Genomic DNA, 15,719 nt, shown 5'->3' on the forward strand with positions numbered 1-15,719 from the left:
ACCACCCGACACGCACCACACGAACCAAGGGGAACCACATGAAGACCTCCGTCGCCGCCGCCCTCACCGCCGCAGCCCTCGTCGTCGGATCGCTCGGGGTCTCGACCTCGGCCGTCGCCGCCGGGCCCGTCGACACCATCCGGTCGACGGACGTCGTCGGCGGCGAGAAGGCTCCCACGACGCCGTGGGCCGTGCAGCTGGTCTTCCGGACCGGCGGCACCGCGAGCTACGCCTGCACCGGCGAGCAGATCAACGCCAGCTGGGTGCTGACCGCCCGCCACTGCATCGACGGCGTCACCTCGATGCAGGTGTACCACTCGAACAGCACGACGAACCCGGGCACCGCGATCGCCGTCGACCGCGTCGCCGCCGCCCCCGCGGGCGACATCGCGCTCGTGCACCTCGGCCAGTCGAAGGCGCTCGGCAGCTACCCGACGCTGAACCTCGGGTTCCAGGCGACGTCGTCGGGCAGCGGCACGATCATGGGCTACGGCCTGCGCGCGAACTCGGTGCAGTCCGACGGCCTGTACCAGGCGACGGTGGGCCTGACCGGCCGCAGCACCGACGCCTACGGCGGGGCCGCACAGCACCTGACCGGCACCACCGGCGCGGCGAACCACGGCGACTCGGGTGGCCCCCTGATCGTGGGCGGCCAGATCGTGGCCGTCTGCTCCACCGGCGACCAGGCCGACCCGGGCGCGAACACCCGTGCCGGCTCGAACTACGCCGTGCTGTCGCAGAGCGCGACCTGGATCCGCTCGACCGCCGGCCTCTAGTCCGCGACCTCGGGCGGGTCCGCCGGCGACGGGCGGCCTCGGACGCAAGGACCGTACGGACACGCCCGCCCACGGAACGCAGGAGGCGCGCCCCGGTCACGCGACCGGGGCGCGCCTCCGTCGTCGTGTCGACCCGCGCCTCCTCGGGGGGGGGCGTCGGCCGCCGGACGTCAGACGATCGGCTTCTCGAAGCAGATCGACTGCGGGATGGTCGTGACGTAGGGCTCGTAGGTCGGGATGCGGGTGAAGCCGATCTTCTCGTAGAGGGCGACGGCGTCGGGCTGACGGTCCCCGGTCTGCAGGATGAGTCGGCGGGCACCGCCGTCTCGGGCGACCGCCTCGAGCTCGGCCATCAGCAGCCGGCCGATGCCGCGGCCGCGCTGACCGTCCGCGACGATCACCCGCTTGACCTCCCATTCGCCGTCCCGGCTCTGCACGAGGGCGTGGCCGACGGGCGTGCCGTCTTCGGCACCGTCGTCGACGACCACCAGCACGGTGGCCAGCACGTTCGACGGGTGCACCGTGAGGGCGGCGTTCCGGGCCTCGACGACGTCGACGGGTTCGACGACGTCTCGGTGGTAGCGGACGGTCATCTCGGCGTCCATGGCGTCGCGCAGGGCGACGGCACGGGGATCGTCGAAGGCGACGCGTTCGAGATGCAGCGGGGGCAGGGCGGAGGGAGCGGTGTTCGTCACCAGACGATTCTGCCCCCTCGTGGGGTGCCTAGAGTCGCACGCCCCGCGCGGCCATGAACGGCACGGGGTTGGTCGAGGCGCCGCCGACGCGGGTCTCGAAGTGGAGGTGGCAGCCGGTCGAGTTGCCGGTCGAACCGACGAGCGCGATCAACTGGCCCGCGACGACGCTCTGCCCGCGGGACACCTTGATGCCCCCGTTGACGATGTGGCCGTACGCGGTCGAGACGCCGCCGCCGTGACTGACCTGGATGTAGTTGCCGTAGCCGCCGGTCAGGCCCGCGAAGGTGACCGTCCCGGAGGTCGCCGCGTAGATCGGGCTGTTGCAGCCGGGGGCCAGGTCGATGCCGTCGTGCATGCGGTACACGCCGGTCACGGGGTTTACGCGCATGCCGTAGCCGCTCGACATGTACCCGGCGCTGGGGCGCACCCAGCCCGAGCCGCTCGAGGCGCCGCCACCGCCGGACGAACCGCCGCCGGCGGACGGGGCGGGCGCGGGTGCGGAGGGCGTCGAGGGTCGGGCAGCGGCGGCCGCGGCAGCCGCGGCGCGCTGCTGACGGAGCGCCTCGGCCTGGCGGGCGGCCTCGGCGGCGGCGGCGGCCTTGCGGGCCTCTTCGGCCTGACGCGCGACCTCGACGCCGGTGGCGTAGTCGGCCTCGGTCTGCAGGCTCTGGTCTTGCAGCACGGCGAGCTGGCCCTGGAGGCGCGACTCGTTCTCCTGCTGGGCGGCGACGGCGGCCGCGGCGGCGTCGGACGCGGCCTGGGCCTCGTCCATCGAGACCTGGGCGGCTCCCTGCAACTTCACGAGCGCGTCCGAGGCGACCTTGGCCTGGTCGGACAGCGACTGGGCCACGTTGCGGTCGTTCACGGCCTGCTGACGGATGCCGTCGGTCTGCTCGGTGAGCTTGCTCATCGCGCCGAGTCGGTACAGCAGGTCGTCGGCCTGCTCGGTGTCGCCCACGAGCTGCGACGAGACGTCACCGCCACCCGTGCGGGCGAGCTGGGCCGAGACCTGACCGGCGCGCTGTTCGCTGGCGTCGGCCACCGCAGCCTTCTCGTCGGCCTGCGACTGCAGTTCGGCGAGCTTGGCGGCACCGGCGTCGGCGTCGGCCTGGGCCTGCTCGAACTCGGCACCGAGACGCTCGGCCTCGGCCTGGGCGGTGGTGGCGTCGCTCGCGAGCTGGTCGAGCAGCCCCTGGATGCGGCTGACCTCGGATGCCTTCGCCGACTCGCTCGACCGTGCCGCCTGGACGTCGTCCCACGTCGGGTACGAGGCGGCCTGTGCGGGCGAGCCCCCGAGCACCGCGCCCGACGCGACGAGCGTGAGGCTGAGCAGCACCGTCGCCACGGCGGCGGCGACGCCCTGACGGCGGGGCAGGGACACGGGCGAAGTCACGGAGGAGCACCTATCTGTGGTCGGTCCTGAGCCCGCTGGACGCGCCGGATCGACGGTCGTCGGGGGTGGGGAACCCGCTCAGCCTACGGGCGGAACCGGGAAGGGTAAACCCGCACCTCAGGGTTTCTCGTCATCGGCATGTCCCCAGTCAGGGGTTCACAGGGGGATGCACGACATGACTCCAGTCACATCCGTCCCACGATCTGTACCCCGATCGACGAGGAGGCGCGGGTCGGCGACACCCGTCGCCCACGGCGACGGGCATCGCCGTTCCGGGCCGGGCCGGGGCCGGGCCGGGCCGGGCCGGGCCGGCCATCGGACACCCGGCACCGGGCACGGGCGCCGAGCCGCCAGGCGGGTCAGTCGACGAAGGCCGAGTTCAGACGGTGGAGCGCCGCGGCGAGCGCGTCGACCTCGGCGGCCGTCCATCCCTCGAGCCGGTCGGCCAGTGCGGACCGGTTGGCGTCGACCGATCGGGCGAGCAGGTCACGACCACGGGCGGTCAGCGTGAGCGCCTGGCCGCGGCGACCCTCGACCGCGGCCCCCGCGCCGGGCTCGACCAGGCCCAGCTCGACGAGTCCGCCGAGCTGGCGCGAGACGGTCGAGCGGTTCAGCCCGAAGTCGGCGGCGATGTCGGTGGCGCGGCAGCCGGGGTGGGTGGCGATGAAGGTGACGAGCGAGTGCTCGACGAACGACAGCGGGGCACTCTTGTGCCGGGCACGGGCGACGGCCCGTCGGGACACGGTCTCGAGCTCCGAGTAGACCGTGTCGATTCCTCGCTGCCCCCGCTGGTCCGTCACGTGTTCAGCCTAACGGCGGGTGGTCGGGAACACCGAGGGGGTCGTTTGTGTTGCATAATGCAACTGTAGACCGACGGGCAACGGCGCCCCCGACCCCGAGGAGCCCCGTGACGACCACCGACCTGACCCTGCACCGCCCGGACGACGGCGCGCGCCCCGACCACGACCCGTTCCGCGCCGACGCGCTCCGGGGGCGGGACGACCGACCCGACCCGCGCCTCCACCGGGCTCACCAGCACGCCGGGCCCACGACCGCGCGCCGCCCGCGTCCCGACGCCGCGGCCTGGCGGTCCCTCGGCCTGCACGTGCTCATCCCGCTCTTCCTGGCCACCGGCATGGCCCTCGCCTACCTCGGCGCCTTCGGCCACCCGACCCCGCACCACGTGCCCGTCGCCGTCGTGGGCAGCTCGGCCCAGAGCGAGGTCTTCGCCCAACAGCTCAACGACGCCGACCCGGACGCCCTCGACGTGCGCACCGTCGCCGACGCCGACGCGGCACGCAGGCTCATCACCGACCGCGAGATCTCGGGTGCGTTCGAGGTGGGCGCCACCGACGCGACGCTGTACGTCTCGTCCGCGGCGTCGGACACGACCGCGAGCGTCCTGCAGAAGGTGTTCGGTCCGGTCGCCTACCGACTCGGGCTGCCCCTGAAGGTCGACGACGTCGTCCCGAGCGGCGAGGGCGACCCGACCGGACAGGGCCTGTTCTTCCTGCTCGTCGCCCTGAGCGTCGGCGCGTACGCGAGTGCCGCAGCCATCTCGGCGGCGAGCGCCCGGCTGGGACTCGGCTCGCGCCTCCTCGCCGGGGTCGTCACGGCAGCCGTGATCGCGGCGATCGGCACCGTCGTGGTCGGCCCCGTCTACGGCATCGTCACGACCGGCCTCTGGGGCGTCGCCCTCGTCAGCTGGTTGTACGTGACCGCCGTCGTCGTGATCGGCATCGGCCTGCACCCCCTGCTCCGCCACTGGACGACGCCGGCCCTGACCATGCTCTTCGTCATGCTGAACTTCACCAGCTCGGGCGGAGTCTTCTCGTCGCAGCTCGTGCCGCCCTTCTTCGGCGCGTTGGGTGCCTTCTGGAACGGCTCGGCCTGGCTGCACGCCACGCAGTCGATCGTGTACTTCCCCGGCCAGGGCTGGGGCCGGGCCGGCCTGACGCTCGCACTCTGGCTGGCCGCGGGGCTCGCCCTCGCCGGACTCACCCACCTCTGGAGCGTGCGCCGCACCCGGCTCGCGAACGAGCGCGTGGCCGTCCGCGAGGACGAGGAGGGCATCGCCGCCTGAGCCGCAGGGCGTCGGGGACGCCGGGGACGCCGGGCGCGGCGGTGACGCGTGCGACACCGGGCGCCGGGCCCGCCGGGGACGCGTGCGAGACTCGACCGGTGACGACGACGCACGAGACCCTCCGGCCACCCCGACGCGACGAGCGCAACTGGGCCGACAGCTTCAGCTACGGGGCGACCCGGGTCGTCCAGCCGACCACGATCGACGAGCTGAGCGAGCTGGTCGCCGGGGCCCCGCGCATCCGGGCCCTGGGCACGCGCCACTCCTTCAGCGACGTGGCCGACGGACCGGGGCTGTTGGTCTCGACCACGGCGTTGCCCGCCGACCCGGTGATCTCGGACGACGGCCACGGCGTCACCGTCGGGGCCGGCACGAACTACGCCGTCGTCGCGCAGCACCTCGACCGACACGGACTCGCCCTGCTGAACATGGGCTCGCTGCCGCACATCTCGGTGGGTGGCGCGATCGCGACCGGCACCCACGGCTCGGGACTCGGCCTCGGGAGCCTGTCCAGCGCGGTGTCGGCCCTCGAGATCGTCGGGCCCGACGGGTCGCTCCGGACCGTGCGTCGTGGGCAGCCGGGCTTCGACGGCAGCGTCGTGGCCCTGGGCGCCCTCGGCGTGGTGGTCAGGGTGACCCTCGACGTCCAGCCCGGGTTCCGCATGCGACAGGACACCTACGTCGACCTGCCCTGGTCGAGCGTCGACGACCACCTGATGGACGTCATGGGAGCCGGGTACAGCGTCAGCTTCTTCCACGAGTTCGACCACCGCATCCGCGAGGTGCTGGTCAAGTCGCGCGTGCCCGACGGCCTCGCCGACGTGTCGATGCCCCGTGACCTGTGGGGCGCCCGCCCCGCCCCCGTCGACGAGCACGCCGAGGTCACCGGCACGAAGTCGACGCCCATGGACGGCAGCGTGGGGTCGTGGGCCGACCGGTTGCCGCATTTCCGCATCGACGCCACCCCGTCCGTGGGTTCCGAACTGCAGAGCGAACACTTCGTCGCCCTCGAAGACGGTGCGGCCGCCCTCCGCGCCGTACGACGCCTCGGCGACGAGCTACGCCCGCACCTGCACACCTGCGAGACCCGCACCGTCGCGGGCGACCCGCTCTGGTTGAGCCCGACACCACAGGACAGCCTGGGCATCGCCTTCACCTGGAAGAAGCACCCCGCCGAGGTCGCGGCCTTGATCCCCCGGGTCGAGGAGGCGCTGGCCCCGTTCACCCCGCGCCCCCACTGGGGCAAGCTGTCGGCCCTGCCGCACGCGGCGATCGTCGCGGCCTACCCGAGACTGGCGGATTTCGCCGACCTCGTGCGCGAGATCGACCCCGAGGGCAAGTTCGGCGGCCCGGCCGTGGAGCGCCTGCTCGCCTAGCCGGGACGGCGTGGAGCGCCTGCGCGCCTAGGCGCGACAGGTGGTCGACGGGTCGGGCCTGGAATCCGGCCTCGGGTCGGGCACCGGATCGGGCCTGGGGTCGGGCTTCAGTAGGACTCGCCGGTGGGGTCCGCCGCCTCGAAGTCGAGCAGCTCGGCCCCGCCGACGGGCAGGCCCTGCCAGGTCTGCAGGCGCCAGCCGGCATCGATGCTGCCCTCGAGGGTGACGACCCCCGTGTTCTCGAGCAGGTGCTGACGGATGAACTCGTCGTCGGCGTTGACCGCCCGCGAGCCGACCCAGGCCCGGATGGCCGCACCGTGACTGACGGCCGCGACCGTCTCGTGCCCGTCGCCCTCGGCCCCGGCGATCAGGTCGGCCAACGCGGCGTCGTACCGCGCGTAGAACTCGTGCCCGTCCTCGGAACCGGGCACCCGGACGTCGAGGTCGCCCGACGCCCAGGAGAAGACGCAGCCGACGTAGGCCGTGACCGCCTCGGTGTCGTGTCGGCCTTCGAGGTCGCCCGCCTTCACCTCGCGCAACCCGTCGAGCACCGTCGGCGCGAGGCCCCGGGCGGCGGCCAGGGGAGCCGCGGTGAGCTGCGTCCGCACGAGCGTGCTGACGGCGAGGGCACCGATCGTCTCGTCGGCGAGAGCGGCGGGCAGAGCCTCGGCCTGCCGTCGACCGAGGTCGGTGAGCCCGACGCCGGGCGCGACGGTGCCGAGGACGCCCTCGACGTTGTCGGGGGTCTGACCGTGGCGGATCAACAACAGGCGCATGATCGTCAACCCTACGGTGGACCCCCGACACCGGCGGTCGGTCAGGCGTCGGGCCAGAGGCGACCGGCGTCCACGACGACGTCGGCCCGGGCGCGGGTGGCCCGCACGAGCCGGGCGTTCGCCTCGTCGGGACCCGCGGCCCAGGCCTCGGCGGCTCCGGGCGTCATGCCGAAGCGGACGTGACGGGCGACGAGCCAGCGCCGTCGCCGCTCGGCCGGGGTGTCGACGAACCACACCTCGTCGAACGTCGCGCGCACCGCGGGCCAGGGCGTGAGCTCGGCCAGCAGGTAGTTCCCCTCGCTGACCACGACCTCGACGGACGGATCGACCTCGACCGCGCCGCCGATCGACTCCTCGACGCCCCGGACGTACTCGGGTGCCCACACCGTCCCCGACCGGGACCGCAGCCGCTCGAGCAGGGCGAGGTAGCCGTCGGCGTCGAAGGTGTCGATCGCGCCCTTGCGGTCGAGGCGGCCGAGCCGGGCCAGGGTGGCGCCCGCGAGGTGGAACCCGTCCATCGGCACGACCACGGCCCTCACCCCGACCCGCGTGAGCCCCTCGACGACGGCCGCGGCGACCGTGCTCTTGCCGCCCCCGGGCTCGCCGGCGACGCCGATCAGGGTGCGGACGGACGTCGGGACGGGACCGCCGGGGGACGCGAGGCCCGCGGAGGAGCCGCGCCGCGCCTCCTGCGTCCGGGCGTGGACCGCCAGGGCTCGGGCGACGAGGTCCTCCACCGAACCGAGCGGCGTACCGGTCACTCGGGGCGGCCGGCCGAGCCCGGACCGGTGCCCGCGTCGTCGCCGACGTCCGCGGTCCGCAGCTCGGTGAGGGCCGCCTCACGCCGCGACCGGCGCCAGGCGAGCAGGGCGTGCAGGGCGATGGGCACGACCGACAGCGCGACGAGCACGACCGCCAGCACGTCGATGTGGTCGCGGATGAACGGGATGCCGCCGAGCAGTGAGCCGAGCACCGTCATGCCTACGGCCCAGAGGAAGGCGCCGGTCACGTTGAAGAGCAGGAACCTGCGGTACCGGTAGCCCGCGGTCCCCGCGGCCAGCGGGACGTAGGTGCGGACGATCGGGACGAACCGACCGAGGATCAGGCTCGTGCCGCCGTACTTCGCGAAGAAGGCCTCCGCACGCTCGAGGTAGGCCGTCTTCAGGATGCGGGCGTCGTCCTTGAACAGGCGGCGGCCGAAGCGGTTGCCGAGGAAGTAGCCCACCTGGTCGCCGAGGACCGCGGCGACGAAGGCGCAGAGGGCGATCACCCAGACCTGCAGCCCCAGCGCCTCGTGCAGCACGCCGGCGGTGAAGAGCAGCGAGTCGCCGGGCAGGAACGGGAACAGCACGCCCGACTCGATGAAGACCATCAGCGAGATGCCGGCGAGGGCCCAGGGCCCCAGGGCGGGCAGCAGCTCGTCCGGGTTGAACAGGACGAACCCCCCGCCGGTGGACGCGGGCAGGGCGGCGAGCAGGGTGTCGGCGATCACGAGGGACGACTGTAACGGGTCCACCCCGGGACGCGGCGTCCACCGAGCGGACCACTCGCGCATCCACCGGTCTCGGCCGGGCGGGGGATGCCCCCGGGCGCACCGCGCCCCTAGCCTGAGGCGATGCGGACACCCCTCAGCATGCCGACGACAGGACGCACGCGATGATCGAAGCCCGGAACCTCACCAAGATCCACGGAGACAAGCGCGCGCTCGACGACGCCACCTTCACGGTCCGACCCGGTCTCGTCACCGGGTTCCTCGGCCCGAACGGCGCCGGCAAGTCCACCACCATGCGCATGATCGTCGGGCTCGACCGCCCCACCAGCGGCAGCGTCACGGTCAACGGCAAGCGGTTCGCCGACCACGCGGCCCCCCTGCACGAGGTCGGCGTCCTGCTCGACGCCAAGGCCGTGCACACCGGTCGCAGCGCCCACGACCACCTGCTCGCCATGGGCGCCACGCACGGCATCGGCAAGAAGCGCGTCGACGAGGTGATCGCCCTGACCGGCCTCGAGTCGGTCGCGAAGAAGCGCGTCGGCGGGTTCTCGCTCGGCATGGGCCAGCGCCTCGGCATCGCCGCCGCGCTGCTCGGCGACCCGGCCACCGTCATCCTCGACGAGCCCGTCAACGGCCTCGACCCCGAGGGCGTCGTCTGGGTGCGCACCCTGGCCCGCTTCCTCGCGAGCGAGGGTCGCACCGTGTTCCTCTCGTCGCACCTGATGAGCGAGATGGCCCAGACCGCCGACCACCTCATCGTGCTCGGGCGCGGCAAGGTGCTCGCCGACTCCCCCATCTCGGACGTCATCTCGCAGGCGTCGGGCGACGCCGTGCGCGTCCGCAGCCCGCACGCGGACCACCTCGTCTCGCTGCTGCAGGGGCCGGACGTCGCCGTCACGGCCGTCGAACCCGGCGTGGTCGAGTTGCGCGGCATCACCGCCGAGCGGGTCGGCGACCTCGCCGCCTCGTCCGGCGTCGTGCTGCACGAGCTCACCCCGCTGGTCCGCTCGCTCGAGGACGCGTACATGACCCTCACGCAGGACTCCGTCGAATACCACGCAGGAGGCGCGGCGCGAGGCAGCCACGTCGCCCCCGACACGCAGACCCCCCAGGGAGCGACCCGATGACCGCCACGACCCCCACCCGTCACCGCGACCGACCCGTGCGCCCGACCTCGAAGCTCACCTTCGGCGGCGTGCTGCGCAGCGAGATCATCAAACTGCGCACGCTGCGCTCGACCTGGTGGTGCCTGGCGATCATGGTCGTCATCATCGTCGGCTTCGGTGCCCTCTTCGCCCTGAGCGCGGGCCTGTTCCAGGCCGGCGAGGCCAGCACCGAGCAGCAACAGCAGATCGTCGCGCAGTCCGTCTCGGTCGGCGTGGTGTTCGGCCAACTCGTCGCGTCGATCCTGGGCGCTCTCGTCATCACCGGTGAATTCGGCACGGGCATGATCCGGTCGACCTTCGCCACGGTGCCCAAGCGCCTGCCCGCGGTCGTCGCCAAGCTCGTCGTCGTCGCGCTGACGCTCTTCGTGGTGTCGCTGGTCGCCCTCGTCCTGACCCTGCTGATCAACAGCGCGATCCTGCCGTCGAACGACATCACGGTCGACTTCGGCGACGGTGCCCTCTGGCGCAGCGTGGTCGGAGCCGCGGCCTCGATCGCCTTCATCGGCATGATCGCCTTCTCGCTCGGGGCGATCATCCGCAACGGCGCCGGCGCCATCGCGGCCTCGGTCGGCCTGGTCTTCGTGCTGCCGATCATCGTGCAGATCTTCACGGCGTTCGTGGACGCCGCCTGGGTCTACACACTGGCCGAGATCATCCCGCCGAACGCCGCCGCCCGGCTCTACGACTACGTCGTCTCCGGCCAGTCGGCCATGGCCCTGCCGAGCCCCGACGGGGCCCTCGTCCTCGAGCCGTGGAGCGCCCTGCTGGTGCTCGTCGGCTGGGTCGTCGTGCTCTTCGGTCTGGCGCTCGCGCTCGTGAAGCGACGCGACGTCTGACCGACGGGCACCGCGCCTCCTCGGGGTGACGGCGACGCGATCGGACGGATCGGGAAGAACCGGACCGTCTCGTACGTTCGGTCGCACAGGCACACCGCCGTCACCTCCGAGGAGCCCCATTTGAGCATCGACCCCTCTCCCCCGACGACCGTCGGCGACAGCCGAGCCCCCGAGAGCCGAGCCGCCGACACCGCGACGGCGGGCGCCGACGGCGACCAGGCCGGCACCGAGGCGCGCAACAAGCTCGTCATCGGGCTGCTGCTCGTGTCGGCCTTCGTCGTGATCCTCAACGAGACGATCATGGGCGTCGCCCTGCCGAGCCTCACCCGCGACCTCGACATCACCGTCACGGCGGGCCAGTGGCTGACCACGGGCTTCATGCTCACCATGGCCGTCGTCATCCCGATCACGGGCTTCCTGCTGCAGCGCTTCAACACCCGCCCGGTGTTCATCACCGCGATGAGCCTCTTCAGCCTCGGGACGGCCATCTCGGCGATCGCTCCCGGCTTCGGCGTGCTGCTGCTCGGCCGCGTCGTGCAGGCCTCGGGCACGGCGATCATGATGCCGCTGCTGATGACCACCGTGCTCACCCTCGTGCCGCCGGCCACGCGCGGCCGCACGATGGGCAACATCTCGATCGTCATCTCGGTCGCACCGGCCATCGGCCCGACGATCTCGGGCGTCATCCTGAGCGTGCTCGAGTGGCGCTTCATGTTCATCCTCGTGCTGCCGATCGCCCTCGTGGCGCTCGCGCTCGGTGCCGCCCGCGTCAAGAACGTCACCACGCCGAAGAAGGTGCCCCTCGACGTCACCTCGGTGATCCTGTCGGCCTTCGCCTTCGGTGGCATCGTCTTCGGGCTCAGCTCGATCGGCGAAGGGGCCGAGGCCGCCGTCCCCGCCTGGGTGCCGCTGGCCGTCGGCGTCGTCGCGCTCGTCGCGTTCGTGCTGCGTCAGCGCTCGCTGCAGCGTCGCGACCGCGCCCTGCTCGACCTGCGCACGTTCTCGTCGCGCACCTTCACGATCTCGGCGTCGGTGCTCGGCGTCGGCATGATCGCCCTCTTCGGCACCCTGATCGTCCTGCCGATCTACCTGCAGAACGTGCACGGCCTCGACCCGCTCGCCACCGGGCTGCTGCTGCTGCCCGGCGGCCTCGTCCAGGGCCTGCTGTCGCCCGTCGTGGGACGCCTGTTCGACAAGTACGGTCCGACCGTGCTGCTCGTGCCCGGCACCACCCTGGTCAGCGCGGTGCTGTGGTTCATGTCCACGGTGTCCGAGTCCACCCCGATCCCGATGGTCCTCGCCGCCCACGTCGCCCTCAGCATCGGCCTGGCCTTCATGTTCACGCCGCTGTTCACCTCGGGCCTCGGGTCGCTGCCGTCGAACCTGTACTCGCACGGCAGCGCGATCGTCGGCACGGTGCAGCAGCTGGCGGGCGCCGCCGGCACCGCCGTGTTCGTCACCGTGATGACCCTGGCCGCCACCGCGGCGGCCAGCCAGTCCGGTGCCGGAGCCGCCGCCACGGGAGCCGGCGTGCGCGCCGCGTTCCTGGTCGGCGCGATCATCTCGGTGTTCGCCGTCGTGGGGTCGTTCTTCGTCCGGCGCCCGCCGGTCGTCGAGGGCGCCGAGCCGGTCGTCGCGCACTAACCTGCGCGCGTCGCGCGTCGCGCGTCGCGTGGCGCGCGTTGGGCGTGAGCTCGTCGCGTGGCGCGTGGCGAGACGTGCGTCGGCGCTCCGCACATCCTCGCTGGCGAGCTGCCGATGGTCACGGCCTCCCCCTCGGGGAAGCGCCAGCCGTCGGCAGCTCGTCGTCGTGTCAGCCGTCCGTGAGGTCGTGGACCATCGCGCAACCGACGGCCCGCGCCGCGTGATGCCGTTCCCGCGACGGCCCCATGGCGCCGGCGGTGCGGCCTGCACCACCCGCGCCTCCTCAGCCCCTGCGGATTCGGTGTGGGTGCGGGTGCGGGCAACTCCTGTCCCGCGGTGCGCCCCGCCTTCAGGTCCCCGTATTCTCCGCCTGCGCCCCCTCGCGAGTCCTGCGTTGCCGACACGCTCCTCCTCAACCCCTCCGGGTGCGGGTGCGGGTGCAGGCAATTCCTGTCCCGGGGTGCGCCCTCCCTGCGGGTCCCTGTCTTCTCGGCCCGCGCCCCCTCGCGAGTCCTGCGTTGCCGACACGCGCCTCCTCGGCGGTCATGCGTTGCCGTCACGCGCCTCTTCTTTCCCTGCAGGTGCGGGTGGGGCTGCGGGTGCGGGCAACTCCTGTCTCGGGGTGCGCCCCACTTCCGGGCCCCTGTCTTCTCGGCCCGCGCCTCCTCAGGAGTCCTGCGTTGGCGACACGCGCCTCCTCGGGTATCTGCTTCCTCGGCGTGCGGGCCGACGCGGACACGGGCTTCGAGCGCGAGTAGCGTCCGGGCACGTGCAGATGATGCAGACTTGCAGGCTGCGCACCCGTCGTCACGCATCCCCGGGAGGCCGACCCATGACAAGCTCACCCACCACCTCGTCGAACGGCGGCCCGGGCGGAGGCACGCGCAGCCTCGTCCCGGCCCGGATGGACCGTCTGCCGTGGACGAGGTTCCACTGGTCGATCGTCGTGGGCCTGGGGTTCTCTTGGGTGCTCGACGGGCTCGAGATCCAGATCGTCGCTTCTGCCGGGTTCCAGGCGGACCTCGGGCTCACCGCCGCCGAGGTCGGGCTGCTGGGCACGATCTACCTCGTCGGCCAGGTCTTCGGGGCCCTCATCTTCGGGCGGATGGCCGACAGCCTCGGCCGCAAGAAGCTGTTCATCCTGACCCTGGCGATCTACCTCGTGGCGAGCGCCATCGCGGGACTGTCGCCGAACTTCGTCTTCCTGGCCGTGTTCCGGTTCTTCGCCGGTGCAGGGATCGGCGGGGAGTACGCCGCCATCAACTCGGCGATCGACGAACTCATCCCGTCGAAGTACCGCGGACGAGTCGACATCGCGATCAACGGGACGTACTGGGGCGGCGCGGCCCTGGGCGCGACGGCCAACATCTTCTTGCTCGACCCCGACCTGTTCGCCGAGAACGTGGGCTGGCGCATCGGGTTCTTCATCGGGCCGGTACTCGGCCTCGCGATCATCTACCTGCGCCGCCACATCCCGGAGAGCCCGCGGTGGCTGATGACCCACGGACGCGAGAAGGAGGCCGAGGCGACGGTCGACGACATCGAGGCCCGCGTCGAGAAGGACAAGGGCACCGACCACCTCACCCCCGTGTCGGACGACCAGGCCATCGAGGTGGTCGCGGCGGGGCGGATCGGGTTCGGCACCATCATCCGCACCCTGGTACACGACTACCCGAAGCGAACCTTCGTCGGCGCCGCGATGATGATCACGCAGTCTTTTCTCTACAACGCGATCTTCTTCACCTACGCACTCGTGCTGCAGAACTTCTACGGCACGAGCCCCAGCAGCACGCAGTACTTCTTCCTGATCTTCGCCGTGGGAAACCTGCTCGGGCCGCTGGTGCTGGGGCCGCTGTTCGACAGCTGGGGTCGACGTCAGATGATCTTCCTGACGTACGCCGTGTCGGCGGCGGTGCTCGCCGTGTCGGCGATCCTGTTCCAGGCGGACGTGCTGAACGCCGCGACTCAGACCGCCTTCTGGAGCGTCTCGTTCTTCTTCGCCTCGGCAGGCGCGTCGTCGGCCTACCTGACGGTGAGCGAGATCTTCCCGCTCGAGCTACGGAGTCAGGTCATCGGCTACTTCTTCGCCCTCGGACAGATCGTCGGCGCCGTCGCTCCGAGCCTCTACGGCGCCCTCATCGGCGACGGGAGCGACCGGGGGCCCCTCACGGGCGGGTACTTCCTGGGCGCCGGCGTCATGCTGGTCGGCGGCGTCATCGCGCTCATCTTCGGTGTCGACGCGGCTCGCAAGTCGCTCGAGACGATCACCACTCCGCTGTCGGTCGTCCCCTCGTCGAAGCAGTCGCCGCGGAGCTGAGGTCGGCTGGGCTGGGCAGGGCCCGCGGGCGGGGTGGCTTCACCAAGCCGGCGGGCGGCTTGGCCAGGCCGGACGGCGGGCCGTGCCGCGGGCCATGCCTCGCGACCGGCTTGGCCCGGCCGTGCGGCTCGATGAAGGCCAGCGGGACGGGCCCCGAGCTCCACCGTTAGGTCCCCCCGATCGGGAACTCCTGACCGGCGCTCCGTCGCGGAATCGCCAGCCGCCACGATCTGCGACCCTGGGGTCCGAGCACTCGCGGCAACGAGGAGTTGACGACATCCTCGACGCGACGGGGGCCACCCGCCGTGAAGATCAGCGCATCGATCGCCTCGGCCGTCGACCGCCACCTGTTCTTCACCATCATGGCGCTCGCCCGGAACGGCACCCGCCCCTCACGGGCGATGTCGGCGTCCTTGACCCGGTCCTCGTCGAAACGCCGTTCATGGTGTGCTCGTCCATCGGTCTCGAAGCCGATGATGCCGTCGACGACCATGTCGATGATCTTGTTCGTCCCCGAGACAGGGATCTGACGCACGACGTGGCGTCCCGCGCGTCGGAGTCTCGTTCCGGCGGCGCTCTCGAGGATGCTCTCCGCGCCCCCTTCACTCCATGCGACGAGGCCGGCAGCGTCCATGCTCTTGCGGGACAACACCTCGGCGGCGTCGTCATCGTCCTGGACGATGCCTGCCTCCCTCGCCCAGTCGACGAGGATCACCGCGTCCTCGAAGGATGGCGCCTCGACGACCGCCCGTGCCAGGGCGTCGCGAGGATCGACCGCCCAGGTCGATCCTCGGCAGCTCAGGTCGACGGGGTCCCAGACGACACGGACCCCTCGACGCCTCCGGAGGCGCGAGGCCGTCAACGGAACCGACACGGTGACGGGCGGTCGGCGCGACGACCACGACCACGCCCCGAGCAGGTGGAGGGCGGAGGCTCCCGTGAGCCGGCCACCGACCGCCACCGCGACGAACCGGGGGTCATGGGGCGGCCACGTGGAGTACCACCCCCGCCGGGGCCGGACGACGTTGCGGGATCGCACGGCGACGGTGAGGTGTCGGTCGGTCGCGCCGTGGGCGACGAGGTCGCGTCTGTGGAGCAGGCCTCCGGCGGACGAGACCAATTCGGCGATCGTGGTCATGTCCACGAGCGTGTCGGAATGGCTGTA

Annotated in this window: 14 protein-coding genes; 7 read left to right on the plus strand and 7 right to left on the minus strand. The window is 72.2% G+C overall.

The features are described from left to right. Positions 1-38: 38 nt before the first annotated feature. Entirely contained in the window at positions 39-776 is a 738-nt protein-coding gene (locus QRN23_RS07355) for a S1 family peptidase (protein WP_159825996.1), read from the plus strand. 170 nt (positions 777-946) lie between these two features. Here the strand turns inward: QRN23_RS07355 and QRN23_RS07360 are convergent, their stop codons facing one another. From QRN23_RS07360 to QRN23_RS07370, 3 genes are all read right to left on the minus strand, one after another. Further along, positions 947-1,471, minus strand: a complete 525-nt coding sequence (locus tag QRN23_RS07360; RefSeq protein ID WP_285063057.1) for a GNAT family N-acetyltransferase — start codon at positions 1,469-1,471, stop codon at positions 947-949. 28 nt (positions 1,472-1,499) lie between these two features. Beyond that, on the minus strand, positions 1,500-2,864 hold the full coding sequence (locus QRN23_RS07365) for a peptidoglycan DD-metalloendopeptidase family protein (RefSeq protein WP_148053639.1): 1,365 nt from the start codon (positions 2,862-2,864) through the stop codon (positions 1,500-1,502). Positions 2,865-3,223: 359 nt separating this feature from the next. Beyond that, the gene (locus QRN23_RS07370) at positions 3,224-3,664 is read right to left on the minus strand and encodes a MarR family winged helix-turn-helix transcriptional regulator (RefSeq protein ID WP_123570572.1); all 441 of its coding nucleotides are present in this window, start codon (positions 3,662-3,664) and stop codon (positions 3,224-3,226) included. Between the two features lie 107 nt (positions 3,665-3,771). Between QRN23_RS07370 and QRN23_RS07375 the strand changes: the two genes are divergently transcribed. Next, positions 3,772-4,947 (plus strand): ABC transporter permease, encoded by a 1,176-nt coding sequence (locus QRN23_RS07375; RefSeq protein ID WP_285063059.1) that lies wholly within the window; start codon positions 3,772-3,774, stop codon positions 4,945-4,947. A gap of 98 nt (positions 4,948-5,045) precedes the next feature. Beyond that, positions 5,046-6,323 (plus strand): FAD-binding protein, encoded by a 1,278-nt coding sequence (locus QRN23_RS07380; protein ID WP_285063060.1) that lies wholly within the window; start codon positions 5,046-5,048, stop codon positions 6,321-6,323. Between the two features lie 107 nt (positions 6,324-6,430). On the opposite strand, the gene QRN23_RS07385 is transcribed toward QRN23_RS07380, so the two are convergent. The 3 genes from QRN23_RS07385 to QRN23_RS07395 are packed head-to-tail and all read right to left on the minus strand — an operon-like array spanning position 6,431 to position 8,591. Continuing rightward, positions 6,431-7,099: a histidine phosphatase family protein gene (locus QRN23_RS07385; RefSeq protein WP_285063061.1), complete on the minus strand. Its 669-nt coding sequence runs from the start codon at positions 7,097-7,099 to the stop codon at positions 6,431-6,433. A gap of 41 nt (positions 7,100-7,140) precedes the next feature. After that, a complete protein-coding gene (locus QRN23_RS07390) occupies positions 7,141-7,836 on the minus strand; it encodes a nucleoside/nucleotide kinase family protein (RefSeq protein ID WP_200922585.1) in 696 nt (231 codons plus the stop codon). A 20-nt stretch (positions 7,837-7,856) separates the two neighbouring features. Beyond that, positions 7,857-8,591 carry a DedA family protein gene (locus QRN23_RS07395; RefSeq protein WP_285063062.1) on the minus strand — a complete coding sequence of 245 codons (735 nt, stop codon included), beginning with the start codon at positions 8,589-8,591 and terminating at the stop codon, positions 7,857-7,859. A 164-nt stretch (positions 8,592-8,755) separates the two neighbouring features. Here QRN23_RS07395 and QRN23_RS07400 point away from each other — a divergent pair, with 164 nt between their 5' ends. The 4 genes from QRN23_RS07400 to QRN23_RS07415 all read left to right on the plus strand — a co-directional run bounded on the left by QRN23_RS07400 (position 8,756) and on the right by QRN23_RS07415 (position 14,554). Next, positions 8,756-9,718, plus strand: a complete 963-nt coding sequence (locus QRN23_RS07400) for an ABC transporter ATP-binding protein (RefSeq protein WP_285063063.1) — start codon at positions 8,756-8,758, stop codon at positions 9,716-9,718. Next, positions 9,715-10,593, plus strand: coding sequence for an ABC transporter permease subunit (locus QRN23_RS07405; RefSeq protein WP_285063065.1), 879 nt, complete (start codon positions 9,715-9,717; stop codon positions 10,591-10,593). Before QRN23_RS07400 ends, QRN23_RS07405 begins: the two co-directional genes overlap by 4 nt. Positions 10,594-10,713: 120 nt before the next feature. After that, on the plus strand, positions 10,714-12,237 hold the full coding sequence (locus QRN23_RS07410) for a DHA2 family efflux MFS transporter permease subunit (protein WP_235452646.1): 1,524 nt from the start codon (positions 10,714-10,716) through the stop codon (positions 12,235-12,237). Positions 12,238-13,069: 832 nt separating this feature from the next. Then, complete coding sequence (locus QRN23_RS07415; protein WP_082460329.1) at positions 13,070-14,554, plus strand: MFS transporter; 1,485 nt, start codon at positions 13,070-13,072, stop codon at positions 14,552-14,554. A gap of 166 nt (positions 14,555-14,720) precedes the next feature. Here QRN23_RS07415 and QRN23_RS07420 read toward each other — a convergent pair whose 3' ends face one another. After that, entirely contained in the window at positions 14,721-15,692 is a 972-nt protein-coding gene (locus QRN23_RS07420; RefSeq protein ID WP_285063066.1) for a putative endonuclease domain-containing protein, read from the minus strand. Positions 15,693-15,719: the final 27 nt, after the last annotated feature.

Source organism: Frigoribacterium sp. ME-P-080, from assembly GCF_030209595.1.
Taxonomy (GTDB): Bacteria; Actinomycetota; Actinomycetes; order Actinomycetales; family Microbacteriaceae; genus Frigoribacterium.

What these genes read in the sequence shown, in the direction of transcription:
- QRN23_RS07420 (WP_285063066.1), bottom strand. Translation starts at nt 15,692, where the DNA reads ATGACCACGATCGCCGAATTGGTCTCGTCCGCCGGAGGCCTGCTCCAC.
- QRN23_RS07415 (WP_082460329.1), top strand. Translation starts at nt 13,070, where the DNA reads ATGACAAGCTCACCCACCACCTCGTCGAACGGCGGCCCGGGCGGAGGC.
- QRN23_RS07400 (WP_285063063.1), top strand. Translation starts at nt 8,756, where the DNA reads ATGATCGAAGCCCGGAACCTCACCAAGATCCACGGAGACAAGCGCGCG.
- QRN23_RS07385 (WP_285063061.1), bottom strand. Translation starts at nt 7,099, where the DNA reads ATGCGCCTGTTGTTGATCCGCCACGGTCAGACCCCCGACAACGTCGAG.
- QRN23_RS07355 (WP_159825996.1), top strand. Translation starts at nt 39, where the DNA reads ATGAAGACCTCCGTCGCCGCCGCCCTCACCGCCGCAGCCCTCGTCGTC.
- QRN23_RS07405 (WP_285063065.1), top strand. Translation starts at nt 9,715, where the DNA reads ATGACCGCCACGACCCCCACCCGTCACCGCGACCGACCCGTGCGCCCG.